The organism is Pseudofrankia sp. EUN1h, from assembly GCF_001854645.1.
Taxonomy (GTDB): domain Bacteria; phylum Actinomycetota; class Actinomycetes; order Frankiales; family Frankiaceae; genus Pseudofrankia; species Pseudofrankia saprophytica.
Genome location: NZ_MBLN01000054.1, coordinates 262,201 through 286,565, shown reverse-complemented (window position 1 = coordinate 286,565; position 24,365 = coordinate 262,201). Strand labels below are relative to the sequence as shown.

Genomic DNA, 24,365 nt, shown 5'->3' with positions numbered 1-24,365 from the left:
GACGGTTCGTCGCGGGCCGAAGTGCCGGCGCAAATGGGACGATGGCGCCCATGTGCACGGATGAGGTCGGCCAGCAGGCCCGGGCCGGGACGAGCGAGCGGGAGGTGCGCGAACGGATCGGGCGGTCGATCCGGACGCTGCGGCAGCGCAGAGGGCTCACGCTCGTGCGGCTCGCGGCCCTCGCGGAGCTGTCGCACCCCTTCCTCAGCCAGCTGGAACGAGGCCTCGCCTGGCCGAGCATGGTCTCGCTGCACAGGATCGCCGAGGCGCTCGGCACGACGCAGCTCGAGCTCATGTCGATGGGCACCGCCGACGAGGCCGCCGACGACGCCGACGCCGACGGCCCGTCCGCCGGGCGGCGGGTGAGCCTGGTGCGGGCCGGCGGCGGCGTCCTGGCGCAGAACCCGGTCGGCGTCGCGCGCTCGCTGGTGTCCGGCACGCGCGCGATGTACCCGGTGCTCTTCGAGGGCGCGCCGACCGAGTTCGGCGACGCGTTCACCCACCCCGGCGACGAGTTCGCCTTCGTGATGACCGGCCGGATCGAGGTGGAGGTCGCGGGCGAGGGCCTGTTCGCCCTCGGCCCGGGCGACACCCTCTACTACCCCGGCGTCGTCCCCCACCGCTGGCGCCAGCTCCCCGGCCCCACCAGCCGCGTCCTGCTCGTCCAGGAGAGCCGCGCCCCCACCCACTGAGCGGGGAGCGGGGACCTCGCCGAGCCTGGCTGGTAGGGCCGGTAGGGCTCTGTTAGGGCCGCGCTACAGGGCGGCGATGCCGGCGGACCAGGAGGCGTGCAGGCGCTGGTAGACGCCGGGCTGGGCGACCAGGTCGGCGTGGATGCCGCGCTGGACGACGCGGCCGGCGTCGACTACGAGCACCAGGTCCGCCGTCTCGGCGGTGGACAGGCGGTGGGCGATCGTCACGGACGTGCGGCCGTGGGTGAGCTCCAGCAGCGCCTGGCCGATGCGGACCTCGGTCGCCGGGTCGACGGCGGAGGTCGCCTCGTCGAGGACGAGCAGGTCGGGGTCGGCGAGCTCGGCGCGGGCGAGGGCGACGAGCTGGCGCTCGCCGGCCGACAGCAGCCCGCCGGACTCGCCCACCGGGGTGCGTACCCCGGCCGGCAGGGCCGCGAGCCAGTCGGCGAGGCCGAGCCGCGTGAAGGCCGCGCCGATCTGGGCGTCCGTGGCGCCGGGCCGGCCGTAGCGGACGTTGTCGGCGACCGTCGCGTCGAACAGGAAACCGTCCTGCGGCACCATGACCACCCGGCCGCGCAGCGACGAGAAGCGCACCTCGGTCAGCGGCACCCCGCCGATGCGCACCTCGCCCCCGGTGGGGTCCATCAGCCGGGTCAGCAACTTGGCGATCGTCGTCTTGCCCGACCCGGTCTCGCCGACGACGGCGACCCGGGCCAGGGCCGGGATCCGCAGGTCGACGCCGTGCAGGACCGGCGGGCCGGTCCGGTACCGGAAGGTGACCTCGTCGAAGGTCACGTCGAGCGAGCCGGCCGGCAGGTCCCGGCCGCCAGCGCCACGCGAGTCGCCAGCGGCGTCCGAGCCCTCGGAGACGCCAGCGACGTCGAGCTCGGCCGGGTCGCGGACGTCGCTCGGGGTGTCCAGGATGTCCAGGACGCGGCGCAGGCCGGCCAGCGCGTTCGCGCCGTCGTTGAGCACCTCGGTGAGCATCTGCACCGGCATGACGAACAGCGTCATCAGGAACAGGAACGCCACCAGCCGGCCGGTGGACAGCTGCCCGCCGACGCCGAGGCCGACGCCGAGCAGTACCACCCCGCCGAGCGCCACGGCGCTGACCAGCTCGCCCGCCGAGAACACCACCGCGACCAGCACCTGTGCCCGGCTCTGCGCCGAGCGATAGGCCTCGACCGTCTCGTCGACCCGGGTGGCGGTACGCCGCTGGGCACCGTAGGCACGCACCACGTGGGCACCCACCACGGACTCGGACACGGCGCCGAGCATGTCCCCGACCCGCCGGCGCACCAGGGCGTACCGGGTGGCCAGCCGGCGCTGGAAGCGGCGGGTCGCGAACACCATCGGGACGAAGCAGACGTAGACCAGCAGCGTCAGCGGCCAGGAGTAGACCAGCATCAGCACGGTCGCGACGACCATCTGGCCGACGGAGACGACCAGCATCACGCCGCCGAACTGCAGGAACTGCGACATCTGGTCCACGTCGGTGGTCACCCTGGCGGTCAGCCCGCCGCGGGCCTGGGTCGCCTGGGTGAGCATCGACAGGTCGTGGATGTGCCGGAACGCGCGCACCCGCAGCGTCGCCAGCGCCCCCTCGGAGACCTTGTAGAGCCGCACGTTCATCACGTACGTGGCGGTCGCCGTCACCACGATCGCGACCGCCGCGATCGTGACGGCGGTGCGCACCAGACCCAGGTCGACGCCGTCCGAGCCGGTGACGCCACGGTCGAGCGTCTGCTGCACGGTCAGCGGGATGACGATCTTGCCGACKGTGGCGATCAGGGCGAGCAGCAGCGTCACGCCGATCCCGTTCGTCGCCTGCGGAGCGAGCCGGCGCAGCCGCCGGGCGGTGCTCCACAGCCCCTCCCTCGTCGCCGGCGCGTCGGCACCGGGCGGCGCGGCGGCGGGCCGCCCGGCCGGCGGTGCGGCCGGCGGAGCGCCGCGCTGCGGCGGGACCGGGCCCGCCGTGGCGGTCGTCACGACATAACCTCCTCGTCGAGTCCGTCGCCGTGGCCAAGGTCGTCGGCGTCCAGGCCAACGGTCCTGGACGCGTCCAGCCCGGGCCGTGCGTCGAGGTCGGCGGCGGCGCGCTCGTAGGCCGTGAGCAGCTCGGCGTAGCCGGGTGAGCCGACGAGCAGCTCGTCATGCCGGCCGTGCGCCGCGACCCGGCCGGCCTCCAGGTAGACGACCTCGTCGGCGAGCGCGATCGTCGCCCGGCGGTGGGCGACGACGACCACGGTCGACGACCCCGCCGAGCCGAGCGCCCGCAGGCCGGCGAGGATCGACGCCTCGACCCGCGGGTCGACGCTGGAGGTCGCGTCGTCGAGGACGAGCAGCCGGGGGCGGCGGACCAGCGCGCGGGCGAGCGAGATCCGCTGGCGCTGGCCGCCGGACAGGGTGGTGCCGCKCTCCCCCACCTCGGTGTCCAGGCCGCCTGGCAGTGCCTCGACGAACCGGTCCGCCTGCGCGAGGCGCAGCGCGTCCCACACGGCGTCGTCGGGCAGGTCCAGGCCGAGGGTGATGTTCGCGCGGACGGTGTCGTCGAACAGGAACGCCTGCTGGGCGACGAGGGCGACCGCGGAGGTCACCTCATCGGCGGCGAGGTCACGCAGATCGGCGCCGTCGAGGCGGACGGTGCCCGTGTCCGGGTCGACGAGGCGGGCGAGCAGGCTCACCAGCGTCGACTTCCCGGCGCCCGTGCGCCCGGTGACCGCGAGCACCTTGCCCGGACGTGCCTCGAAGGTGACATCCGCGAGTGCCACGCCCGACACCGCCGCCTCGCCGCCGACGCTGTCGTTGGCGCGGCCGCCGTCGTCCTCGCTGTCGCCGTGGTCCTCGCTGTCGGCGTCGACGGGTGCGGGGTAGCGGTAGCCGACGCCGTCGAGGCGCAGCGTGGCCGGGCCGGTACCGGCCAGGCGCTCCGTGCCGAACTCCTGCTCGCCCTCGGCGGTCAGCACCGCGGACACCCGGCCCCAGCCGACCACCGAGCGGGGCATCTCGCTGATCACCCAGCCGATCGCCCGGATCGGGAAGGCGAGCAGCGTGAACAGGTAGGCCACCCGGACCAGGTCACCGACCGACAGGTCGCCGGAGCCGATCCGGTGCGCACCGACGACGAGCACGGCGAGCACACCGAAGTTGGGCAGCGCCTCCATCAGCGGGTCGAACACCCCGCGGACCCGGCCCGCGCGGATCATCGCGTCTCGCAGCTGTTCGGCGGACCGGCGGAAGCGGGCGGTCTCGTCGGCCTCCCTGCCAAGGGTCTTGATGACGAGCGCGCCGTCGAACGACTCGTGCGCGACGGTGCTCACCTCGGCGCGCAGCTCCTGCACCCGGGCGAACAGCGGCGAGACCAGCCGCGAGTAGGTGAGGTTCAGGACGCCGACGAGCGGGAAGACGACGAAACCGACGGCGGCGAGCAGCGGGTCGGTCGCGACCAGCAGCCCCACGGCGGCGGCGAGCATCACGACCACGCCGACCGCGAACGGGAACGGCGCGATCGGCGCCCACAGCGCCTCGACGTCGGCGTTCGCGTTCGACAGCAGCGCGCCGGTGGAGTGCCGCTGGTGCCAGGCCAGCGGCAGCCGCAGGTACTGGCGGGTGACGCGGCGCCGGTAGTGGGCCTGCATCCGGTACTGCAGCACACCGGCCGCGAACCGGCGGAAGAACATCCCCACGGCGCGGGTCGCGCCGACCGCGAACACCAGCAACGCGGCGGTCACGACGCTCCCCCAGGCCGCGTGCCCGTCGCGCAGCGACGGGACGATCACCCGCTGGGTCACCTCGCCGAGCACGTAGGAGCTGGCCACCGTCGCGAGGCCGAACAGCGCGCTGCCGAAGACCGACAGCGCGAACAGCCGGCGCTCCTCGCGCACGGCCAGCAGCAGGATCCGCAGCCCGCGCCGGATGAMCGAGCGGGTCTCGTCGATCGCGCGCGCCGACTGGGCGAAACCGGGAGGGTTGAGATGGTCGACGGGGCCACCGGGGCTCGGCGGCTCGTCCGGGGCGTCACCAGGTGCGGGCACCTCTCTCCTCTCGCCAACGCGCGTACGCCCGCCACCGACCGTGGTTTCGCTACAGCCCGGTGACAGGCGCGTGACATCCACCCTGCAACACCAGGAACGGGCCGCGTACTCCCGCGCGGCCACGAGGTGGCCCGGGCCTAACGAACGGGCACGGCGGCGTCGCGCAGGGCTTCCTTGACATCGGCGATGCGCAGATGGCCGAAGTGGAAGACGCTGGCCGCGAGCACGGCGTCGGCGCCGGCGGCGACGGCGGGGGCGAAGTCCGCGAGCTGGCCGGCGCCGCCGCTGGCGATCACCGGGACGCCCACCTCCGCGCGGACCGCGGCGATCATCTCCAGGTCGTAGCCGTCGCGGGTGCCGTCGGCGTCCATCGAGTTGAGCAGGATCTCGCCGGCGCCGAGCTCGACGGCGCGCGCCGCCCAGGCCACGGCGTCGAGGCCGGTGCCCTTCCTGCCGCCATGGGTGGTCACCTCGAAGCGCGGCCCGTCCTGGTCGGGCGAGCGCCGCGCGTCCACGGACAGCACGACGCACTGGCTGCCGAACCGCAGGGCGCACTCGCGCAGCAGCTCAGGACGGGCGACGGCGGCCGTGTTGATGCCGACCTTGTCCGCCCCGGCGCGCAGCAGCCGGTCCACGTCGTCGGCGGCGCGCACCCCGCCGCCCACCGTCAGCGGGATGAAGACCTGTTCGGCGGTGCGCCGGACGATGTCGTACGTCGTCTCCCGGTTGCCGCTGGAGGCGGTGATGTCGAGGAAGGTCAGCTCGTCCGCGCCCTCGGCGTCGTAGAGGCGGGCCATCTCGACCGGGTCGCCTGCGTCACGCAGGCCGGTGAAGTTGACGCCCTTGACCACCCGGCCGGCGTCGACGTCCAGGCAGGGGATGACGCGGACCGCGACGCTCATCGCCGGGCGCCCGCCGCGGTCTCGCCGCCGGCGACGGTGAGCGCCTCCGGGAGGGTGAACGCGCCGGCGTAGAGCGCCTTGCCGATGATCGCGCCCTCGACGCCGGGGACGGTGGCGATCGCGCTCAGGTCGGCGAGCGACGACACTCCGCCGCTGGCGACGACCGGCCGGTCGGTGGCGGCGGTGACCGCGGCGAGCAGCTCCAGGTTCGGGCCGGTGAGCGTGCCGTCGCGGCGGACGTCGGTGACGACATAGCGGGCGCAGCCGTCGGCGTCGAGCCGGGCGAGGACGTCGAACAGCTCGCCGCCGTCACGTGTCCAGCCGCGGGCGGACAGCGTCGTGCCGCGGACGTCCAGCCCGACGGCGATCCGGTCGCCGACCCGGTCGATGGCCCGGCGCACCCAGTCCGGGTTCTCCAGGGCGGCGGTGCCGACGTTCACCCGGGCCGCGCCGGTGGCGAGCGCCGCGTCCAGCGAGTCGTCGTCGCGGATCCCGCCGGACAGCTCCACGGCGACGTCGAGGGAGCGGACCACCTCGGCGATCAGCTCCCGGTTGGAGCCACGCCCGAAGGCGGCGTCCAGGTCGACGAGATGGATCCACTCGGCGCCGTCGCGCTGCCAGGCGAGCGCGGCGTCGCGCGGGTCGCCGTACGAGGTCTCCGATCCGGCCTCGCCCTGGACCAGCCGAACGGCCAGGCCGTCGGCGACGTCCACGGCGGGCAGCAGGGTGAGCGTCACGCGACCACCCTACGGGTCCGCGGTTCGAGCCCGGCCCGGCAAGGAGGGCCGGCGGCGCGGCGACGCCGTGCCGGGACCGCCGGCGGCCACGTCGTTCCTCGACGAAGCCTCGGAGGCGCCGAAGCACCGCCGAGGTCCGTCGGAGTGTCCCCGGGGATTTCCAGGGCCGTTCCTCAGATTCGTCAGGTCAGTGTGTCCGCGTTGCAGACCGACGTCGCGATGGTGACGGTCTCCAGGCCGCCGAACAGACTGGCCGCCACCGCGTCGATCGTCAGCGTGCCGTCCGGCGCCTCCCGCTGCCGGTTGAGGGTCAGGGTGCCCACAGCCGGGATGGAGATGACGGTGTTCGGGGCCGGGTTCGTCGCGAGAGCGATCGGCGCCCCGGGGGTCGTGATCTGTCCGCTCCCGATCTGAGCGGTCCCACTCACCACACCGCTGCCCACGTCGTAGGCACAGCCCGAATAGAGCGAGTCGGCGTTCAGGGCGGCCGCCGTCGTCAGGGCGAGAGAGAGGCCGCTGACCGTCGCGCTCGCGGCCGTCGAGATGGCCACGGTGGCGACGGGGCCGGCGGTGAGCAGCGACGGCACGCTGATACTCGTGGCATCGTTCCACGAGTCACCCGGGTAGGTGCTTTCCACGACCGGACCGTGGTCGACGATCCCGCTCAGGCGAACGGCGTCTGCCCTGTTCGGAGAGGCGGCGGAGGCGGGCGAGGCCGCCGCGAACGCCACGCCGGCGGCGATGGCGAGAATGCCGGCGCACCGCCCCGCGCGTCGAGGCATGAGTTTCATGAGGTTCCCTTCGTCGGGTTTCAGCACGGCCGGTACGGCATCGCGGCACCTAGGCCCTGAATAGCTGGGAGCCCTGGCTTGGCGCCGTCATGGCTTTGTTTCTGGGCTGAAGGTAACGCGCGCCACATCCCGGACGGCGTTCACCAGCAAAGAAGGAGGTTCATCGCCACCGGCGCGATGATCTTTTTATCGACGCATACCGGCCACGATTCCGGCGGAACTCCATCGACACCAGAATTATTCGCTCCGCCTTCATGGCGCCCTGGGAGAGCGGGATGAAAAGCGCTCGCGGATCAGCGGAACCCGGAGGGGACGGGACCCGTCGCGATGCCGCCAGCCTCCGCCGGGCGCACCGGGTCCACGTCAGGCGACGGTCAGGTCGGCGGGCGGGCGCGCGTCGGACGGCATCGGCACAGGCGCCGCCGGTTCGTCGAGACGCCGGGTACCGGCGGGCGTGCGGGCCGCGCGGTGGACCGCGGCAGCGAACAGCACGATCTGACGTGCGCGGTACCACAGCATCCGTCCCAGCGGAGGCAGCGCCGCCGGCGTCACGGCCCGGACCTCCGGGCGCCGACCGCGGCTCGCGATCTCGGCCATCGTGGGGAGCAGCCAGCGCCGGAGCATCGCCCGGCGGTGCTCCGGCGGCGCGGCGCGCAGTATCTGCCGCGCGCTGAGCAGCAGGCTGGTGTCCGCCAGCCACAGCCGCTGCGCGAACGGCACTTGCACAGGCAGCCCCAACGCGTCCGCCAAGGCCCGGCAGGCCGGCGAGCCGGTCCGCAGCGCCGCGGCGACCGCCGGCCGCGCGCCGAGCTCGTCGGCGACCCCCATCGCCTCCCGCCAGATCGCGAGCGGGATCCGCGCCGCCGCCCGATCCAGGTCGCGACGCGCCGCCTGCGACCGCGCGGGCACGGACACCGCGTGGATGGCGAGGTGGCAGGCGTGCGCGGGCAGGTCGAGCGCGTCGACGACGGTCCCACCGAGCTGGAACTCGGCGATGTGCCGGGACAGCACTGCCCACAGCCGTTCGGCGCGCACGGTCGCCACCGGCAGCGTCCAGTGCAGGTCGACCGCCTGCCCGCTCGGGTGCCCGAACATCTGGGCGTACGGGCAGGGGTCGTAGGGACGCAGCCCCGCGGCGACGAGGACAGCCCGCGCCCTGGCGAACTGGGCCGGGGGGACGAGAAGGTCGCAGTCCACCCTGGGACGGTGCTCGCCGGGATACAGCCGGCGCGCCGTCACCGGCCCCTTGAGCAGCACGGGCCGGATGCCGGCCTGGTGCAGCCGTTCGATCAGCAGGGCATCCGCCGCGTCCCTGGCGAGGGCCAGCGCGGCGCGCGCGACGCGGTCCACGGCGTCCGGGCCGGCGGGGACCGACGGTCCGGCAGGGACCAACGGGTATGCCGATCGCACGTCGTTCGAGCCACCATCCGGTGGGGTCGCGCCGACCGGCACCGACCGTCGTATGGGCACGGACATCCCCGCTTCCTCGCGCTCGCGCTTCTGGACACTTCCCGGCGCGGTCCGCCGCGACTCGCGGCCTGGCGGAGCATCGGGCGGGCCGGTGAGGGCTCTGCCGGACGCCACCGGGCGGTCACCCTCCCGGACGACACCATCCACTACCTACCGTAGCTGATTGATGACTGCTGGCTATCTTCACGGCCATGGTGACATCCAGCCGGCCCTCGGACGGCCAAGTCCCCACCACCCCATCCGCGCCGAGCCCCGACGCCCCGGGACGGCCCACCGCCCGCCGCGGATCCCCAGCCGACCGGGCTCGGCGGGCCGGAGCCCGCCTCGCCCAGGGCTGGACGCGGGCCACGACGGGGGTCGATCGCCCGGCCCGGCGGGTGGCGGTCATGGCGGCGCTGGGCCTGCTCTCCGGCGTCCTGGAGTTCCTGGCGATGGTGTTCCTGATCACGCTCGCGGCCGGGCACACCCGGGTCGGCTGGGCACTACCCGGCAGGCTCGCGGACGGACGCGGCGGGCTCGCGGTGGCGGCCCTGCTGGTCACCGCCGCGTCGGCCGTGGTCTCCGTCGTCGCGGCGCGGCACACCACCCGGATCGGCGCGACGACGGTGACGACGCTGCGTGGCCGACTGGCGCATGGCTACCTGGCCGCGGACTGGCCGGCGCAGCGCGCCGAGCCGGTCGGGCGGCTGCAGGAACTGGCGTTCACCGACGCGGGGCAGGTGTCGCTGGGTGCCCAACACGCGGCCGACGCCGTGGCGGGTGGCCTGCGGCTGGCGACGTTCACGGTCGCCGCCTTCGCCGTGAGCCCGCTACCGGCCGGCGCCCTGTTCGCCGGCGTCGGCGCGGTCGCGGTCGTCACTGCCCGGCTCGGCGGCCGGCGCGCCCACTCGGCGAACCGTCAGGCGGTTGAGGCCGCAAGCGGGCTCGCGGCCGCACTGACCGAGACCACGACCGTGGCCGGCGAGTTGCGGATCTTCAACGCACGCGGCGCGGCGGGGGAGGCTCTGGCGCGGCGGGCGGAGCTCGCCGGGCTGCTCCAGGGAAAGATCATGTTCCACACGACGGTGGCGCCGCGACTGGCCCGTGACCTGGCTGTGCTCGCGCTGACCGCGGTGCTGCTCGCCGTGCTGTGGCTGGACGACCTCGCGCTGCCCACTCTGGGGCTGGTCATCCTGCTGACCATGCGCGCGCTGGGGCAGGCCGCGGCGCTCGTCGGGACCACGCACCAGGTCCGCGAGCGGCTCACCCACCTGAGCCGGATCGACGAGCACCTGGCCCGCTGGGCGCCGGCCCGGCCGGCCGGACGGCGCCCGTGCCCGCCCGCGGCCGGGCGGCTGCGGCTCCAGGGGGTCGACGTGGTCCATCCCGGGGCGGACCGGCCGGCGCTGACGGGGCTGGACCTGGCGTTGCGACCGGGCGAACGGCTCGGCGTGGTCGGGCGCAGCGGCGCGGGCAAGAGCACGCTCGCCGCCGTCCTGCTCGGTCTGCTGGAGCCGAGCCGGGGGCGGGTCCTGGTTGACGGCGTGGACCGCGCCGAGATCGACCCGGCGCAGTGGTTTGGCCGGGTGGCGGCCGTCGGCCAGCAGCCCGCGCTGGTCAGCGGCACGGTCGCGGACAACATACGTTTCCTGCGGACCGGAATCGACGACGCCGCGGTGCGCACCGCGGCGGGCGCGGCGGGACTCGGCCCGGAGCTCGCGGCCTGGCCCGCCGGCGTCGACCATCCCGCCGGGCCACACGGCGGGGCGCTGTCTGGCGGCCAGCGCCAGCGGGTCACGCTCGCACGGGCGCTCGCACGTCCGGCGGATTTGCTGGTGCTGGACGAGCCGAGCAGCGCGCTCGACGCCGATGCCGAGCTCGCGTTGCGCGCCGCGCTGGCGGCGGTCGACCGGTCGACGACCGTGGTCGTCATCGCGCACCGGCTGTCGACCGTGCTTGCCTGCGACCGGATCGCCGTCCTGGAGGACGGCCGGCTCGAGGCACTCGGGAGCCCGACCGAGCTCGCGGCGACGAACCGTTATTTTCGCGACGCGCTGCGGCTGGCCCTCGCGGACCTGCCGGAGGTCGAACGCGGCCCGGGCGACGAAGGGGCCGCTCCCGGGGCGCTGCCCAGGCAGCGGGACCTGACGGATCCCGGAAGACCCGTGGCGGGGGCGCCGAGCCGGCCTCCATCGAGCAGGCCTTCACCAGGAAACAGCGGCAAGCCCGACGTGCCCATCGGCCTGCCACCCGCCCGAGTGCCGAGTGTCGACGCACCCAACCTCTACGCAGAGTGATTTGATTGGCACGTTACGCAGCCACTTCGTGATCTGGCCACGAGACGGTCCTCGACGGTCACCACGCCGGAGGTTTCCATGGCCGACAGCAGCCACCAGCCCACCACGTCCGCCGACCGCCTGGGTCCGCTCCGGATCGGAGAGGCCGAAACGGCCCGCGCCGACGCCGCGCCCAGGGCCGGTTCGGATCCCACCGACCACGATGAGATCCGGGTCGCGCCCGGCGTTCAGGTCGCCGACCTCCAGGGCGAGATCGTCCTGCTGCACCCGGACGACGGCACGTACTTCGCGTTGAACGAGACGGGAGCGCACCTGTGGCGGCAGCTGGGCGCGTCTGCCGTCCCACGCGGCGCCGCGGTCCGCCGGGCCGCCCTGTCGATCGCGGCCGAGTGGCGGGTCGACCCACCGCGGGCCGAGGCCGACCTGCGCGAGCTACTCGACGAGTTGCTGAGCCGCCGACTCGCCACCACGACGCCATGCCAGTCGCCATGACGCCCGGGGCAGCCACCCGGCCCGCGCGGGAGGAGCGCCCTGGCGCGCGCTCGCGCTGGTGCCAGCCCGCCGCGGAACTCGCCGTCAGCGCGCAGCTGTGGCTGGCAGCCGGCGCGGTCGAGGTGGTGTTGCGCCGCCGCGGGCTGCCCGCGCTGGTCGCCGCGGCCGGCCGGGCGGCCCGCTCGCCGGCTGCCCGCTGGTTCCCGGCCGGGCGTCGGACCCTCACCGACCCCTGGCTCGACCAGCTCGTGACCAGGGCCGGCGCGGCGTGGCGCGGTACGGAGGGATGCCTGCCGCGCTCCGTCCTGCGGTGCTGGCTCGCGGCCAGCGACGGGCAGGCGGCCTCCGTGGTGGTCGGCGTGCGCAGGGCGACCGGGACGCCGTTCGCGGCCCATGCCTGGGCACAGGTGGACGGTCACGCCCACGCCGCGGACGCCGGGCCGGCTGGGTCGTTCCAGCCCATCGCCACCTATCCACTCACGCCACCGGCGCCGACTACCGGTACCGCTCCCCGCTGCGAGGAACGATGACCTTCTGCGGTGAGCTGCGGCTGGACCGTCGGCCCGCCACGATCGCGACGGCCGAGAGGATGCTGGCCGCCGCGATCACCCCGCCGAGTGGCCCTACACGCACCTGGGCGGCCGGCCCACTCGCGCTCGCCGCGACACCCGGCCCGGCACTTGGGCCCGACGCGGACCTCGCCCACACCGCGGGCCCCGGCGGGCTGCTGGCCGTGGTCGACGGCTGGTCGCCTGGCACCAGAAGCACCCGGCCCGAGCAGGGCGACATCGCGGGAAGCGGACGGGACCACGTGGCCGGCCACGTCGTGAGCTCCTGGCGGCGCTACGGCCCCTCCTGCCTCGACCGGCTGCTCGGCGACTGGGCGCTCGCCGTCTTCGATGCGGCGACCGGTCGGCTGACGCTCGCCCGCTCGCCGCGCAGCATGCGCCGGCTTTTCCTGCACAGCACCGCCGAGCGGGTGGTGTTCGGCACTGACTACGCCCAGCTCCGGGCCGCGGGCATCCCRCTCGAGGCGGACCACGCGGTGCTCGCCGAGACGCTGACCCGCGACCTGACGACCCTGAACGAGACCCTGCTGCGCGGCGTCGAGCGGGTGCCAGCTGGCCACCTGGTCGAGATCGGGCCGGCTGGGACGCGGACGCGCCGCCCGTTCAGCTCGCTGTTCTCCATCGTCCCACCCCTGCGCCCCAGCACCACGGCGGCCGCGGCAAGCCGGCTGCGTGCCGCTCTGGATGCGGCCGTCGGCGACGCGGCGCTGCAGACAGCGGCCCCCGGCAGCCCGGTCGCGGTCGGCGTGTCCGGTGGGCTGGACTCAAGCTCCGTGGCCGGTGTCGCGCACGCGCTGGCCCGGCGCGGCGCCGCGATCCGCATCGTGCCGATCAGCATGGTCTTCCCCGGACAACCGCACGACGAGTCGCGCTGGATCGACTCGGTCGAGGAACGTCTCAGGCTGCCGATCCTGCGGGTGAAGCCGGACCTGTACGACTGGGACCGCTGGCGGGCCTGGACGGCGACCACTCTCGACCTCCCGCCGCGCCCCAACCTCGCGTTGTCCGACGCCGTCCGCGACGCGGCGCGCGCCGAGGGACTGTCCGTGCTGCTGTCCGGCGAGGGCGGAGACGAGTGGTGGACCGGCTACCGCCACCACTTCCCAGACCTGCTTCGGGCTGGCCGGCTCGCCACCCTGTGGCGCCAGACCGGGCGCGGGATCAATCCACGGTCGCTGCCCAGGCGGCTGGGCGTCGCACGCGCGTTCGCCACGGCGCCGTACCCACGCGGGAACAGCGGGGAGCGCCTGGTGCTGCCGTGGCTACGCCCCGAGCGCCTGCGTGGCCTGGATCTCGAGGAGCGCTTCGCCGCGGCGGACGCGGCCGAGCGCGCCGCGTACCCGTCGAACGAACAGCGTCACCGCTGGATCGAGGCGGCGATCCGGGCCGAGCTGTCGACGCTGGACACGCTGCGGGCGTTCTACACGTCGGCCGGCCTGGACTGGCGCCATCCGTTCCATGACCGCCGGACGATCGAGGCGGCGCTGTCGACGCCGGGCGCCACGCTCTACCAGCCTGGGCTGACCAAGCCGGTGCTGCGTGCGGCGGCCGGCGACACGCTCCCCGAACTGGTGCGCACCCGGCCCGGCAAGATCTTCTTCAACCTGCCCGTCGTCGACGCCCTGGAAGTCGCGGGCGGGATCGGCAAGGTGCTCGCGGGCGGCCCGCTCGTCTCCGGCGGCTGGGTCGACCTCGACGCTGCGACGCGGGCATGGGAGGCCGCCGCGGCCGCGGCCCGGCAGGGCCGCCACCCGCCGAACCCACTGCACGGGCTGGCGTCGTTGTGGCAGTTGGTCGGCGTCGACACGTGGCTCACTGGCAACGGGGTGCGTCTTTGAGTCACCTAGTTCTGCTACTCTCGGTAATCGAACTGCCGCAGTATGCAACTCATCGTGACGACAGTCGACCATCTTGGAGAGTGCCATGACTACCGTTGAGCACGTGCCCGCTGTGGCGCCAGCTGAGCACCGGCCCTACGAGAAGCCCGCGCTGGTCTGCCACGGCAGCCTGGCGATGCGGACCGCCGGTGGGCTTGGCCTCAACTTTGACGGGGCGCTGCCCCTCGATTTCACCAGCGGCTGACCCAGCGGAAATGCCTTTGACACTGGATCCTGGTCTCCCGAACAGCAGGAGGTAGCGCCGATGGAGGTGCCGCGGGCGGCTCGGATCACGACCGCCCACGCCCGCGTGGCGCCTGTGTCCAGGTCGGAGTTCCCGACGGCCGGTGTCCCGGGGCTTGCGCCTCGGGACACCGGCTGCTCGTCCCCACCTGTCGGAGCCCCTTCGCCGGTGCGGCTGGCGCACTACCGTTTCGGGGCCGTCGAGGTCCGAGCCGACGTCAGGCTGCCCGGCTACGACCGGTACCTGGCGCTCGTTCCAGCGCAGCGCGTCGCCGGCGACGGAATGCCAGGCGCGGCGCCTGAGAAGGCGGCCCAGGCCCAGGATCTCCAGCAGTCGCCCGCCCCGTACGTCATCACAGTGCGCCGCGGGCCGGCCGAGGTGCCGGCCGGGCAACGCCTGGCGCGGATCAGGGTGCGCCGCGGCGACGTGGAGATCCGCGCCGTGGACGGCGGCGGCCTGGCGCTTCTCACGGAGGGCCTCGCCCCGTACTCGCTGCCCGCCGGCGGCGGCGAGGAGATCTCCTGGCATCTGCGCGGCGCGCCGAGCCCAGCGGAAGCGGACCACCTCATCGGGTCCGCCGTGCCGTGGGCACTGGCGGCCCGGCGGGACACCGAGGTGCTGCACTCGGCCACGCTCGTCAGCCCCGCCGGCGCCGTGCTCCTCACCGGGCGCTCGGGGCGCGGAAAGTCGACACTCTCCATGGCGTTGCACCAGCGACTCGGGTGGCCGCTGCTCGGCGACGACGCCGCGGTGCTCCACCTCACGGGCAACGAGCCGCGGGTGCTGTCCTGTAGCCGGGAGGTCCGGCTCTGGCACGACTCCGGCCAGCTGCTGGGCCTGGGCGAGGGCACCGTGCTCACCCGCTACGCCACCAAGAGCCGCCACGCCGTGGCAGGCGACGCGCATAAGCCGGTCACCGTGACGGCCGTGATCAGTCTGGACCCACCCGCTGGTGATCCAGACCGTGCCGTCCCGAAGGGCAATCTCTCGGGCACGCAGACGGCCCACGCTCCCGACCTCGCGGAGCGGCCGGAGTTGACGCGGACGCGGTCGGTCGACGGCGTGCTGATGTTGCGCGCCGGCCTGATGCGCACGGCCCTGCTCGACGTCGACCTCGCCGCCGAGGAGTTCCGGTTCCTCACACGCTGGGCCCGTGGCGTCACCTTCGCCCGGTTGCGGTATCCGCACTCCCCCGCCGCGCTGGACACCGCCGTCGGCCTGCTCGCGGACTTCGCCGCCGGGCGCTGACCAGTCGCCCGAGGAGGCAGGTCAGCGCAGCGTGCCCAGCCAGTTGGCCAGGACGTGGGCGCCGGCGTCACCGGACTTCTCCGGGTGGAACTGGGTCGCGCACAGAGGACCCCGTTCGACGGCGGCCGCGAACGGCTCGCCGTGCTCGGTGACCGTGTCGCCGGCACCAGGGTCGGCCTTGGCGGCGTAGGAGTGGACGAAGTAGAACCGCGTCCCCGCCGGCAGGCCGGCGAACAGCGTCGAGCCGGCCGGCGGGGCGACGGTGTTCCAGCCCATGTGCGGCAGGATCGGCGCGGCGAGACGGCGGACCTCGCCGGGCAGCAGCCCGAGGCCCTGGGTGCGCACGCCGTGCTCGTCGCCGAGCTCGTAGAGGATCTGCATGCCGACGCAGATTCCCAGCACCGGCCGCCCGGCGGCGACCCGGTCCCGGACCGTCGGCCCGGCGCCGATCCGCTCGACCCCGGCCATGCAGGCGGCGTACGCGCCGACACCGGGCACGACCAGCCCGTCCGCCTCCGCGGCGGCGGCCAGGTCCGCGGTCACGGTGACGTCCGCGCCGACTCGCTCGACCGCCCGTTGCGCCGAGCGCAGGTTGCCCGACCCGTAGTCGAGCACGACCACCTTCGGCCGGCTCCCGGCCATCTAGAGGACGCCCTTGGTCGACGGGACGCCGGACACCCGGGCGTCGAACGCGACCGCGTCCCGCATCGCCCGCGCGACCGACTTGAACTGCGCCTCGACGACGTGGTGGGCGTTGCGACCGGACAGGACCCGTACGTGCAGCGCGATCCGAGCCGCCGAGGTGATCGACTCGAAGATGTGCCGGGTGAGYGTCGTGTCGTAGGTCCCGATCATCGGGGCCAGGTCCGGCTCGACGTGCACGCAGTACGGGCGGCCGGACAGGTCGACGGCGGACTGCACCAGCGCCTCGTCGAGTGGCACCATCGCGTCGCCGAACCGGCGGATGCCGACCTTGTCACCGAGCGCCGCCCGCAGCGCCTCACCGAACGCGATCGAGGTGTCCTCGACAGTGTGATGCGCGTCGATGTGCAGGTCACCCTTGGTGCGCACGGTGAGGTCGAAGCCGCCGTGCTTACCCAGCTGGGCAAGCATGTGGTCGAAGAACCCAACCCCGGTCTCCACGGTGGCGACACCAGTGCCGTCGAGGTCGAGCTCGACGAACACGTCCGACTCCAGCGTCTTGCGCTCGATCCGGGCGGACCGCGTCCCTGCCATGTCTCGTTCGCCTTCTACTTGGTGCCCGTTGGTGCCCGCCAGCTACGTGTACCGACAGCTACTTCGTACCCACCAGCGCCGACGGGCTGTCGGCCAGAATGGAGCGCAGCGCGCCGAGGAACGCGTCGATCTCACTCGGCAGGCCGGCGGTGACCCGCAACCAGCCGGGCAGGCTCAGGTCGCGGACCAGCACGCCGTGGTCGAGCAGGCACTGCCAGACCGCGCGCTGGTCGCGGAACAGGCCGAACAGCACGAAGTTCGCGTCCGACGGCACCACCCGCACGCCAAGCGCCGGCAGCTCGTCGACGATCCGGTCGCGCTGCGCCTTGACCGCGTCGACGGTGCCGAGCAGCTCGTCGGCGTGGGCGAGCGCGGTGCGCGCCACCGCCTGGGTGAACGACGACAGGTGGTAGGGCAGCCGGACCAGCTGCAGCGCGTCGACCACCGCCGGGTGGCCGGCCAGGTAGCCGACCCGGGCGCCGGCAAGCGCGAACGCCTTGCTCATCGTCCGGGTGACGACCAGCTTCGGCTGCTCCGGCAGCAGGGTGAGCGCGCTCGGCACCCCGGCGCGGCGGAACTCGCCGTACGCCTCGTCGACCACGACCATGCAGCCGCCGATCTCCTCGGCCGCCACGCACACCGCCTTGACCACGTCGAGCGGCAGCGCGGTCCCGCTCGGGTTGTTCGGCGAGCACAGGAACACCACCGACGGCTGGTGGCGGCGCACCGCGTCGGCCGCGGCGACCGGGTCGAGGGTGTAGTCGTCGCACCGGTCCTCAGCCACCCACTCGGTCGCGGTGGCGAGCGAGATCAGCCGGTGCATCGAGTACGACGGCTCGAAGCCCAGCGCGCGGCGGCCCGGGCCGCCGAACGCCTGCAGGAGCTGCTGGAGCACCTCGTTGGAGCCGTTGGCCGCCCAGACCTGGCTGGTGTGCAGGCCGAACCCGGCGTCCGGGGTGAGGTAGTAGGCCAGGTCGGCGCGCAGCGCCTCGGCCTCGCGCTCCGGGTAGCGGTTGGCCTCGGTGGCGGCGAGGGTGGCCGCCTTGCCGAGCGCGTCCACCAGCTCGGCGGACGGCCGGTGCGGGTTCTCGTTGGTGTTCAGCCGGACGGCCACGTCCAGCTGGGGCGCGCCGTACGGCGAGCGGCCGCGCAGGTCCTGGCGCAGCGGCAGATCGTCGAGCGTCACCGGCCGCCACGGCCGGACGGACCCCGTCGCCTCGTCACGGGGCCGCGCGCTCACCCGCACCACCGGCCGGACCGAGTCGCCCTGCCCGAAGGAGCCCGCGCGCTGCTCGGTCATCGGGCCACCGCCACGGCCGGCCGAGAACCGGCCGCGGCTCTCGGGTCGGCAGCGACCCTGGAACTCACTGAGCGCCTCCTCATCGAGAGCGCACCTCCACCGCGTCGACGTGGGCAAGCAGGTCCTCGGCCGCGCCGAGCGCGGCGATGTGCGGCGCGACGTCCGCGAGCGCTTCCTTCGTGCACGTCACGACGTGCACCTCGCGCTGGAACGCGGCCACGGACAGGCCGCCCGAGTGCCGGGCGGTGCCGCCGGTGGGCAGCACGTGGTTGGAGCCGGCCAGGTAGTCGCCGAGCGGGACGGGCGCGTACGGGCCGACGAAGACCGCACCGGCATGACGGACCCGGGCCGCGACGGCGGCCGGGTCGGCGGTCTGGATCTGCAGGTGCTCGGCGGCCCAGGCGTCCACCACCCGCAGCCCCGCCTCGACGTCGTCGACGAGCGCGACGGCGCCCTGGCCCGACAGCGACTCCTCGACCCGCTCCCGGTGGCGGGTGGCCGGCACCTGCTTGCCGAGCTCCACCTCGACGGCGTCGGCGAGCTCGACCGACGGGGTGACCAGCAGGCAGGCCGCCATCGGGTCGTGCTCGGCCTGGGCGATCAGGTCGGCGGCGACGAACGCCGGGTCCGCGGTGTGGTCGGCGAGGACGGCGATCTCGGTCGGGCCGGCCTCGGCGTCGATGCCGACGATCCCGCGCAGCAGGCGCTTGGCCGCGGCGACGTACACGTTGCCCGGGCCGGTGACGACGTCGACGGCGGGGCAGCTCTCGGTGCCGTGCGCGAGCATCGCGACCGCCTGCGCGCCGCCGGCGGCGTACACCTCGTCGACGCCGAGCAGCCGGCAGGCGGCGAGCACCACCGGATGCGGCAGGCCGTCCCATGGCCCTGGGGTGCCGCCGGGGCCGGAGAGGTCACGCTGGGGCGGGGAGACGACGGCGAGCGAGCCGACGCCAGCCTCCTGGGCCGGCACGACGTTCATCACGACGCTGCTCGGGTAGGCGACCCGCCCGCCCGGCACGTACAGCCCGACCCGGTCGACCGGCACCCACCGCTCGGTGACCGTCGAGCCGGGCGCGACCTCGATCGTCACCGGCTCACGCAGCTGCGCCCGGTGGACCAGGCGGGTGCGCCGGATCGCCTCGATGAGCGCCGCGCGCACCGCCGGGTCGAGCTCGTCCGCCGCCCGGTCGAGCGCGCCGGCGGGTACCCGCGGCGTGGCCGGGCGGACCCCGTCGAAGCGCTCGGTGGCGTCCAGCACGGCGGCGTCGCCGCGGTCGCGCACGTCGTCACAGATCGGCCGGACCGTCTCGAGCGCCACGTCGACATCGATCGCGGCGCGCGGCAGCCGCCGACGGATGTCGGCCGAGGACAGCGTTGTCAGTGCCTCACCGCGGAGGTCCAGCCTTCTCCACACGCCATGAGAGTATCGGCCGTCGCGCGCGAATCGTCCTCTCCGCGCGCCGCAATATCACACAGTTGCCCCGTTCACGGGCGTCCCGCTGGTGACGGATCCGGCGATATCGGTCGGACCAGTCACCGGGTCCTGTCCGGTAGCCGACCCTCACCCGGATGGCCACGCGACCATCAGGCCGACAGCGGAAGGTGGCACGCTGGGAGGGTGACTTCCGGCGACGGCCCACGGTTGACCGACGAGTCGGCGAGCCCGCACGCCGCCGGCGCGACCGGCCACGACGGGCAGGCACGCCGGGCAGGGACGGATGGCCAGGCGCGGCTGGCGGTACTGCTTGACGCGTACGGGGTGTCTGGGCGGCCCGTACGGGCGCTGATCGCCCGGCTGGCGGCCGACGACCCGGCGCCACGCGGCGCCGGCCGGGCCAGTGCCGGCCGGGCCAGTGCCGGCCGGGCCAGTGGCGGCCCGAAGGGCGGCGACGCTGCCGGGCGGCTGGTCCGGACGGCCGGGCTGCCGCGGCGCACCGTCGAGGAGGTGCTCGCGGCCCTCGGCGACGACCTCGACGACGGCCAGGGGGCCGGGCCTCGGGTACGCCCCGAGCTGGCCGCCGGCTACCGCGAGCTGGTCGACGCGGCGGGCCTCGCCGCCACGACGCCGACCGACCCGCTGGCCGGTCCGCTCGACGCGCACGCGGACCTGGTGGCCACGATCCGTGAGCTGATCGCCGAGGCGCCCAGGCCCCGGGCCGACCTGGACCACGTCGCGGCGACGGCCGAGACGGTGGTCCGCCGAGCACTGTGGCTCGCGGCCACCTACGACCTCGCCGGCCGGCGCCTGCTCTGCGTCGGCGACCACGACCTGACCTCGCTCGCGGCGGCCGCCGTCATCCCCGGCCTGCGCGTCACCGTCGTCGACGTCGATGACGAGCTGCTCTCCTTCCTCCACCGCCAGGGTCGTTCGCGCGGCCTCGACGTGCGGCCCTACTTCGCCGACCTGCGATTCGGCCTGCCACCGTCGGTGGCCGGGTCCGCCGACCTGGCCTTCACCGACCCGCCCTACACCCCCGAGGGGGTGGCGCTCTTCTGCGCCCGCGGCGCCGAGGGCCTGCGCGACCGTGACCACGGCCGGGTGCTGCTCGCCTACGGGTTCTCCGACCGGGCGCCGACGCTGGGCTGGAAGACCCAGCGAGCCCTCTCCGACGCCGGCTTCGCCCTCGAGGCCATGCTGCCCGCCTTCCACGCCTACGACGGCGCCGAGGCGGTCGGCGCCCGTGCCGACCTCTACGTGTGCCGCCCCACCAGCCACACCTGGCGTCACGTCGACCGCGCCACCGGCCCCCTGGCCACGGACACCGCCATCTACACCCGCGGCCGGGCATCCCTGGAGAGCGCCCCGCGGGACCTGCTCCCCGAGCCCGCGGCGCGCGCCCTGGTCACCGCGGCTGTGGAGGCGATCGGGCCTCAGCACCCTCAGCACCCTCGGCACTCCCAGGTCGAGGGCATGGACGCGGCGGAGACCTCCGGCCAGCTCGTGTTCGTCGGGGAGGCGCCGCTGCCGGCGGGGACGGGCGGGGACCGACCGGTGGCGCATGTCCGCCTCCCGACGGTGCTCGCGCAGGGCCTGCCACCGGCGGCCAGGGCCCGCCGGCCGGTCGCCGTCGCCGCCGACCTCACCGACGACCCCGGTGGCTGGCTGCCCMGGCTGCTGCTGGCCGTCAACGCGGACGCGGTGGCCATGGTCGTGCGCTCCGACCACCCGGCCGTCGCCGCCGCCGTCCGGGCCACCACGCCGCTGCCCGACGGCCGTGCGCCCCGAACCTCCCAGATCGCCGACCTCCCAGATCACGACCTCCCAGATCGGCTTCGCCAATCCGGCAGGGACCCCGTCCGCCGATCCGGCAGGAACCCTGTCGCCGATCCGGCAGGAACCCCGGCGGCGCCGCTGGGACCGCTGGGTTACCTCGTGCTCGGGGAGCGCGCCCCCAAGTGGCGCCTCCTGCCGCCGACACGCGTCAGCGGCGCCCCGGAGGTCCACGGGCTCTGGGTGCTCTCCTTCGCGGCGGTCGCCTCGGCCGAGCTCGACGGGCCCAGGGACACCTGGCTGCGCTTCCTGCTCGATCGAGCGCATGGCCGGATCGGCAACGTCTGGCGGGAGGCCCTGGTCGGCTACGCCCGCGACGCTCACGCGACGACGCTGACGAAACGGGACGCCCGGACCGTCGTCGAGTCCAACCTGCCCGCGGACCTTCTCCAGGCCCGGCTGCTCGACCTGCCCCTCGTGACAGTCGCTGACGTCCTCGACGAGGTGGAATGGTCATGGCGCCCGGAAGTCCTAGCCAAACCGGAAGTCCTGGCCAAGAACGATCTCGCCGCGGGGCGGCGGGCATGACGACGCGCGGCGTGCCGCGTCAGGAAGGTCCCGGAGGCGCGCCGGCCGCGCCGGCCGCCGCGGTGGAGTCCGACGAGGCCGTGGTGCTGGTCGTCGAGGACGACGAGGCGGTCGGGACACAGCTGGTACGCGGACTGGTGCGAGCCGGGTACGCGACGCGACGGGTGACGACGGCGACGGCGGCGCTCTCGGCCGTCGGCGGCGACGAGCCGCCGGACGTCGTGCTGCTCGACCTCGGCCTGCCGGACCTGGACGGCACCGAGGTCTGCCGGCGGATCCGGGAGCTCGGCGACATTCCGGTGATCGTGGTGACCGCGCGCGCCGACGAGTCGGACCGGGTCGAGGCGCTCGACCTGGGCGGCGACGACTACCTCGTCAAGCCGTTCGGTTTCGAGGAGCTGCTGGCGCGGATCCGCGCTGTGCGCCGCCGCTTCGCCCGGGTCGCCGCGCTGGCCGACGCGGCCCGCGCCGCCGACGCCGCGAACGGCCGCCCGGGCGGCGTGCCCGTGGCGCGGACCCGTGCCGTCGCGGGCGCGCCGGCCGCCGCCGCGCGGCCGGCCGCCGGCGCGCGGCCGGCGGCCGGCGCGGGTGCCGGCACCGCCCCGGAGGCCGAGGCCGGCGGAGTGGGTGATCTGGTCCGGCACGGTGGCCTGGTGGTGGACCGGCGGACGCGACGGATCGAGCTGGACGGGCAACGCCTCGCCATCACCGCGCGCGAGTTCGACCTGCTCGCCTTCCTCGCGGCGGATCCGGGCCGGGTACGCACCCGCCGGGAGATCTTCCAGGCCGTGTGGGGGCCGTGGTTCGGTTCGACGAAGGTGCTCGACGTCCACGTGGGGTCGCTGCGGCGCAAGCTCGGCCGGCCGGAGCTGATCGAGACCGTCTACGGCGTCGGCTTCCGGCTCGCCGACCCGGTCGCCGAGCCGGGACTGGCGCGCGGTCAGGGGCGGGCGGGCGGCCTGCGGTGAGCAAGCGGATCCTGGCCATCCAGCTGCTGCTGACGGCGCTCCTGATGATCTGCGTGTGCATCCCGCTGGGAATGGACGCCGCCCGGCACGACCGGACGCTGCTCGCCCTGCGGACCGCGTCCAGCGCCGACGCCTACGCGGCCGAGGTCAAGTGGCGCCGGCTGGGCACGGGCGCAGCCCAGCTGCCCGACCAGTCCGAGGCCGACGACGCCGACCCCGCGGACGCCGACGACGAGCCCGGGTACGGCCATTCCGACTACAGCCAGTCCGAGGTCGTCCGGCCGGACGACGACCTCGCCCTGTACAGCCCCGACGGCCACCTCACCGCGTCCTCGGGCCAGCCGATCCCGCTGACGGCCGCCCAGCTCGCCGACGCCCGGGAGAAGCGGGTCGAGCTCACGCCGTCGGGCGCCAACGGGCACCGTCAGGTCGTCGTGACGCCGGTGAACAACTCGGACGGCCTGCTCACGATCCTCGTGGTGGCCAGGTCCGACAGCGCCACCAGGGCGGAGATCCAGCACCGCTGGGTCCGGTTGATCATCGGCTTCGGCGTGGCGCACCTGGTGGCGCTCGCGCTGTCGGTGCTGCTCGCCCGCTGGGTGAGCCGGCCGCTGCGCCGGCTGGAGCKGGCGGCGGCGCGGCTCGGCGACGGCGAGCTGTCGGCCCGTGCCCGGCGGGTCGGCGGGCCCGCCGAGGTGCGCCAGCTCGCCGCCAGCTTCGACGCCATGGCCGGGCAGATCGAGGAGCTGGTCGACGGGCAGCGCGCCTTCCTCGCCGACGTCTCCCACCAGATCCGCACCCCGCTGACCGCGATGCGGCTGCGCCTGGAGCTGCTCGGTCAGGACCTCGCCGACGACCCGTCGGCCGCCGTCGAGGTGGGCGGCACGATCACCGAGGTACACCGGCTGTCCCGGATGGTCGACGGGCTGCTCGCGATGGCCCGCACCCAGGCCCTGCGCGGGCCGTCGGCGCGCGTGCCGGTGCACGTCGACCGGGTGGTCGCCGACCGCGTCGCCGCCTGGCGCGCGGTCGCCGCGGCCGCGCACGTCCAGCTGCTCGACGAGTCGCCGGTCGGTACCCGCGCGCTGCTCACCCCGGGCCACCTGGAGCAGATCCTGGACAACCTGCTCTCCAACGCGCTGGAGGCGGCCGGTTCGGGCGGGCGCGTGGTCGTCCGCGCGGCGCTCGCCAGCCCGAACGACGCCACCCTCGCCGCGGCCCGCGCCGCCGGGACAGGCGAGGACGCGGTCAAGCGCCCGCCCGCCCGCGAGCCTGGCCGAGCCCTGGCGGCGGACGGCGCGACGCCGCTGAGCGACACCGGGACGATCCGGCTGACGGTCGCCGACGACGGCCCGGGGATGACCGCCGCCGCCCGCGCGGTCGCGTTCGAGCGGTTCCGCGTGGACCGTCCGGTGAACCGCATCGTGCGCGCGGACCGGCGCGGGCATGGGCTCGGCCTCGCCGTCGTTCACGCCCTGGTCACGGCCGACGGCGGCCAGGTCAGGCTCGACGAGGCGCGGTGGGGCGGCCTGCTGGTCGTACTGGATCTGCCGGCCGCGCCCGCCGGCCCGCCACGAGCCCTCGCCGGCGAGGGTGACCGGGCCGGGGTCGCCGCCTCCGCCTCCGCCGCCTCCGCCTCCGCCGCCGCCGGCGGCGGCGGCGGCGAGGCCGCCAGGGCGGGGTAGGCGCCCGGCACAGCGTCAAAGGCTTCCGCGGAGCCTCCGGACACG

Annotated in this window: 20 protein-coding genes; 10 read left to right on the top strand and 10 right to left on the bottom strand. The window is 74.9% G+C overall.

What is annotated here, in order from left to right; all coding sequences use genetic code 11:
- The first annotated feature begins 50 nt into the window (after window positions 1–50).
- On the top strand, window positions 51–692 hold the full coding sequence (locus BCD49_RS19250; protein WP_007515685.1) for a helix-turn-helix domain-containing protein: 642 nt from the start codon (window positions 51–53) through the stop codon (window positions 690–692).
- Window positions 693–755: 63 nt separating this feature from the next.
- Here BCD49_RS19250 and BCD49_RS19245 read toward each other — a convergent pair whose 3' ends face one another.
- The 6 genes from BCD49_RS19245 to BCD49_RS19220 form a co-directional block, all read right to left on the bottom strand.
- Entirely contained in the window at window positions 756–2,681 is a 1,926-nt protein-coding gene (locus BCD49_RS19245; protein ID WP_083401557.1) for an ABC transporter ATP-binding protein, read from the bottom strand.
- Window positions 2,678–4,726 carry an ABC transporter ATP-binding protein gene (locus tag BCD49_RS19240; protein WP_083401556.1) on the bottom strand — a complete coding sequence of 683 codons (2,049 nt, stop codon included), beginning with the start codon at window positions 4,724–4,726 and terminating at the stop codon, window positions 2,678–2,680. Before BCD49_RS19240 ends, BCD49_RS19245 begins: the two co-directional genes overlap by 4 nt.
- Before the next feature lie 137 nt (window positions 4,727–4,863).
- Window positions 4,864–5,628 carry an imidazole glycerol phosphate synthase subunit HisF gene (gene hisF / locus BCD49_RS19235; RefSeq protein ID WP_007519111.1) on the bottom strand — a complete coding sequence of 255 codons (765 nt, stop codon included), beginning with the start codon at window positions 5,626–5,628 and terminating at the stop codon, window positions 4,864–4,866.
- Entirely contained in the window at window positions 5,625–6,365 is a 741-nt protein-coding gene (gene priA / locus BCD49_RS19230) for a bifunctional 1-(5-phosphoribosyl)-5-((5-phosphoribosylamino)methylideneamino)imidazole-4-carboxamide isomerase/phosphoribosylanthranilate isomerase PriA (RefSeq protein WP_007519113.1), read from the bottom strand. The genes hisF and priA overlap by 4 nt, the downstream gene beginning before the upstream one ends.
- Before the next feature lie 182 nt (window positions 6,366–6,547).
- Window positions 6,548–7,156: a choice-of-anchor P family protein gene (locus BCD49_RS19225; RefSeq protein ID WP_007519115.1), complete on the bottom strand. Its 609-nt coding sequence runs from the start codon at window positions 7,154–7,156 to the stop codon at window positions 6,548–6,550.
- 363 nt (window positions 7,157–7,519) lie between these two features.
- On the bottom strand, window positions 7,520–8,632 hold the full coding sequence (locus BCD49_RS19220) for a nucleotidyltransferase family protein (protein WP_007519117.1): 1,113 nt from the start codon (window positions 8,630–8,632) through the stop codon (window positions 7,520–7,522).
- A gap of 380 nt (window positions 8,633–9,012) precedes the next feature.
- Between BCD49_RS19220 and BCD49_RS19215 the strand changes: the two genes are divergently transcribed.
- The 6 genes from BCD49_RS19215 (at window position 9,013) to BCD49_RS19195 (ending at window position 15,332) form a co-directional block, all read left to right on the top strand.
- Window positions 9,013–10,902 carry an ATP-binding cassette domain-containing protein gene (locus tag BCD49_RS19215; protein ID WP_007519119.1) on the top strand — a complete coding sequence of 630 codons (1,890 nt, stop codon included), beginning with the start codon at window positions 9,013–9,015 and terminating at the stop codon, window positions 10,900–10,902.
- 78 nt (window positions 10,903–10,980) lie between these two features.
- Window positions 10,981–11,394 (top strand): PqqD family protein, encoded by a 414-nt coding sequence (locus BCD49_RS19210; RefSeq protein ID WP_007519121.1) that lies wholly within the window; start codon window positions 10,981–10,983, stop codon window positions 11,392–11,394.
- Window positions 11,391–11,924, top strand: coding sequence for a lasso peptide biosynthesis B2 protein (locus tag BCD49_RS19205; protein ID WP_007519123.1), 534 nt, complete (start codon window positions 11,391–11,393; stop codon window positions 11,922–11,924). The genes BCD49_RS19210 and BCD49_RS19205 overlap by 4 nt, the downstream gene beginning before the upstream one ends.
- Window positions 11,921–13,801: an asparagine synthase-related protein gene (locus BCD49_RS19200; RefSeq protein WP_007519125.1), complete on the top strand. Its 1,881-nt coding sequence runs from the start codon at window positions 11,921–11,923 to the stop codon at window positions 13,799–13,801. Before BCD49_RS19205 ends, BCD49_RS19200 begins: the two co-directional genes overlap by 4 nt.
- 85 nt (window positions 13,802–13,886) lie before the next feature.
- Window positions 13,887–14,045 carry a hypothetical protein gene (locus tag BCD49_RS43625; protein WP_007519126.1) on the top strand — a complete coding sequence of 53 codons (159 nt, stop codon included), beginning with the start codon at window positions 13,887–13,889 and terminating at the stop codon, window positions 14,043–14,045.
- 207 nt (window positions 14,046–14,252) lie between these two features.
- Window positions 14,253–15,332, top strand: a complete 1,080-nt coding sequence (locus BCD49_RS19195) for a hypothetical protein (protein WP_131803509.1) — start codon at window positions 14,253–14,255, stop codon at window positions 15,330–15,332.
- A gap of 21 nt (window positions 15,333–15,353) precedes the next feature.
- On the opposite strand, the gene hisH is transcribed toward BCD49_RS19195, so the two are convergent.
- The 4 genes from hisH to hisD form a co-directional block, all read right to left on the bottom strand.
- The gene (hisH, locus tag BCD49_RS19190) at window positions 15,354–15,974 is read right to left on the bottom strand and encodes an imidazole glycerol phosphate synthase subunit HisH (protein WP_007519129.1); all 621 of its coding nucleotides are present in this window, start codon (window positions 15,972–15,974) and stop codon (window positions 15,354–15,356) included.
- Window positions 15,975–16,568, bottom strand: a complete 594-nt coding sequence (gene hisB, locus BCD49_RS19185; protein WP_007519131.1) for an imidazoleglycerol-phosphate dehydratase HisB — start codon at window positions 16,566–16,568, stop codon at window positions 15,975–15,977. It abuts the gene before it with no gap.
- 58 nt (window positions 16,569–16,626) lie between these two features.
- A complete protein-coding gene (locus BCD49_RS19180) occupies window positions 16,627–17,868 on the bottom strand; it encodes a histidinol-phosphate transaminase (RefSeq protein ID WP_007519133.1) in 1,242 nt (413 codons plus the stop codon).
- Between the two features lie 79 nt (window positions 17,869–17,947).
- The gene (gene hisD, locus BCD49_RS19175) at window positions 17,948–19,282 is read right to left on the bottom strand and encodes a histidinol dehydrogenase (RefSeq protein WP_007519135.1); all 1,335 of its coding nucleotides are present in this window, start codon (window positions 19,280–19,282) and stop codon (window positions 17,948–17,950) included.
- A gap of 204 nt (window positions 19,283–19,486) precedes the next feature.
- Here hisD and BCD49_RS19170 point away from each other — a divergent pair, with 204 nt between their 5' ends.
- From BCD49_RS19170 to BCD49_RS19160, 3 genes are read left to right on the top strand one after another with little or no spacing between them, the layout of a single operon-like run.
- The gene (locus tag BCD49_RS19170) at window positions 19,487–21,667 is read left to right on the top strand and encodes a bis-aminopropyl spermidine synthase family protein (RefSeq protein WP_007519136.1); all 2,181 of its coding nucleotides are present in this window, start codon (window positions 19,487–19,489) and stop codon (window positions 21,665–21,667) included.
- Complete coding sequence (locus BCD49_RS19165) at window positions 21,664–22,635, top strand: response regulator transcription factor (RefSeq protein WP_083401555.1); 972 nt, start codon at window positions 21,664–21,666, stop codon at window positions 22,633–22,635. Before BCD49_RS19170 ends, BCD49_RS19165 begins: the two co-directional genes overlap by 4 nt.
- Complete coding sequence (locus BCD49_RS19160) at window positions 22,632–24,320, top strand: sensor histidine kinase (protein WP_071041743.1); 1,689 nt, start codon at window positions 22,632–22,634, stop codon at window positions 24,318–24,320. The genes BCD49_RS19165 and BCD49_RS19160 overlap by 4 nt, the downstream gene beginning before the upstream one ends.
- The last annotated feature ends 45 nt before the right edge of the window (window positions 24,321–24,365 follow it).

Excerpts from the sequence above, each read along its gene's own strand:
- BCD49_RS19165 (WP_083401555.1), top strand. The coding sequence starts at position 21,664 with ATGACGACGCGCGGCGTGCCGCGTCAGGAAGGTCCCGGAGGCGCGCCG.
- hisF (WP_007519111.1), bottom strand. The coding sequence starts at position 5,628 with ATGAGCGTCGCGGTCCGCGTCATCCCCTGCCTGGACGTCGACGCCGGC.
- BCD49_RS19250 (WP_007515685.1), top strand. The coding sequence starts at position 51 with ATGTGCACGGATGAGGTCGGCCAGCAGGCCCGGGCCGGGACGAGCGAG.
- BCD49_RS19215 (WP_007519119.1), top strand. The coding sequence starts at position 9,013 with ATGGCGGCGCTGGGCCTGCTCTCCGGCGTCCTGGAGTTCCTGGCGATG.
- BCD49_RS19180 (WP_007519133.1), bottom strand. The coding sequence starts at position 17,868 with ATGACCGAGCAGCGCGCGGGCTCCTTCGGGCAGGGCGACTCGGTCCGG.
- BCD49_RS19225 (WP_007519115.1), bottom strand. The coding sequence starts at position 7,156 with ATGAAACTCATGCCTCGACGCGCGGGGCGGTGCGCCGGCATTCTCGCC.
- hisH (WP_007519129.1), bottom strand. The coding sequence starts at position 15,974 with ATGGCCGGGAGCCGGCCGAAGGTGGTCGTGCTCGACTACGGGTCGGGC.
- BCD49_RS43625 (WP_007519126.1), top strand. The coding sequence starts at position 13,887 with ATGACTACCGTTGAGCACGTGCCCGCTGTGGCGCCAGCTGAGCACCGG.
- BCD49_RS19210 (WP_007519121.1), top strand. The coding sequence starts at position 10,981 with ATGGCCGACAGCAGCCACCAGCCCACCACGTCCGCCGACCGCCTGGGT.
- BCD49_RS19205 (WP_007519123.1), top strand. The coding sequence starts at position 11,391 with ATGACGCCCGGGGCAGCCACCCGGCCCGCGCGGGAGGAGCGCCCTGGC.
- BCD49_RS19220 (WP_007519117.1), bottom strand. The coding sequence starts at position 8,632 with ATGTCCGTGCCCATACGACGGTCGGTGCCGGTCGGCGCGACCCCACCG.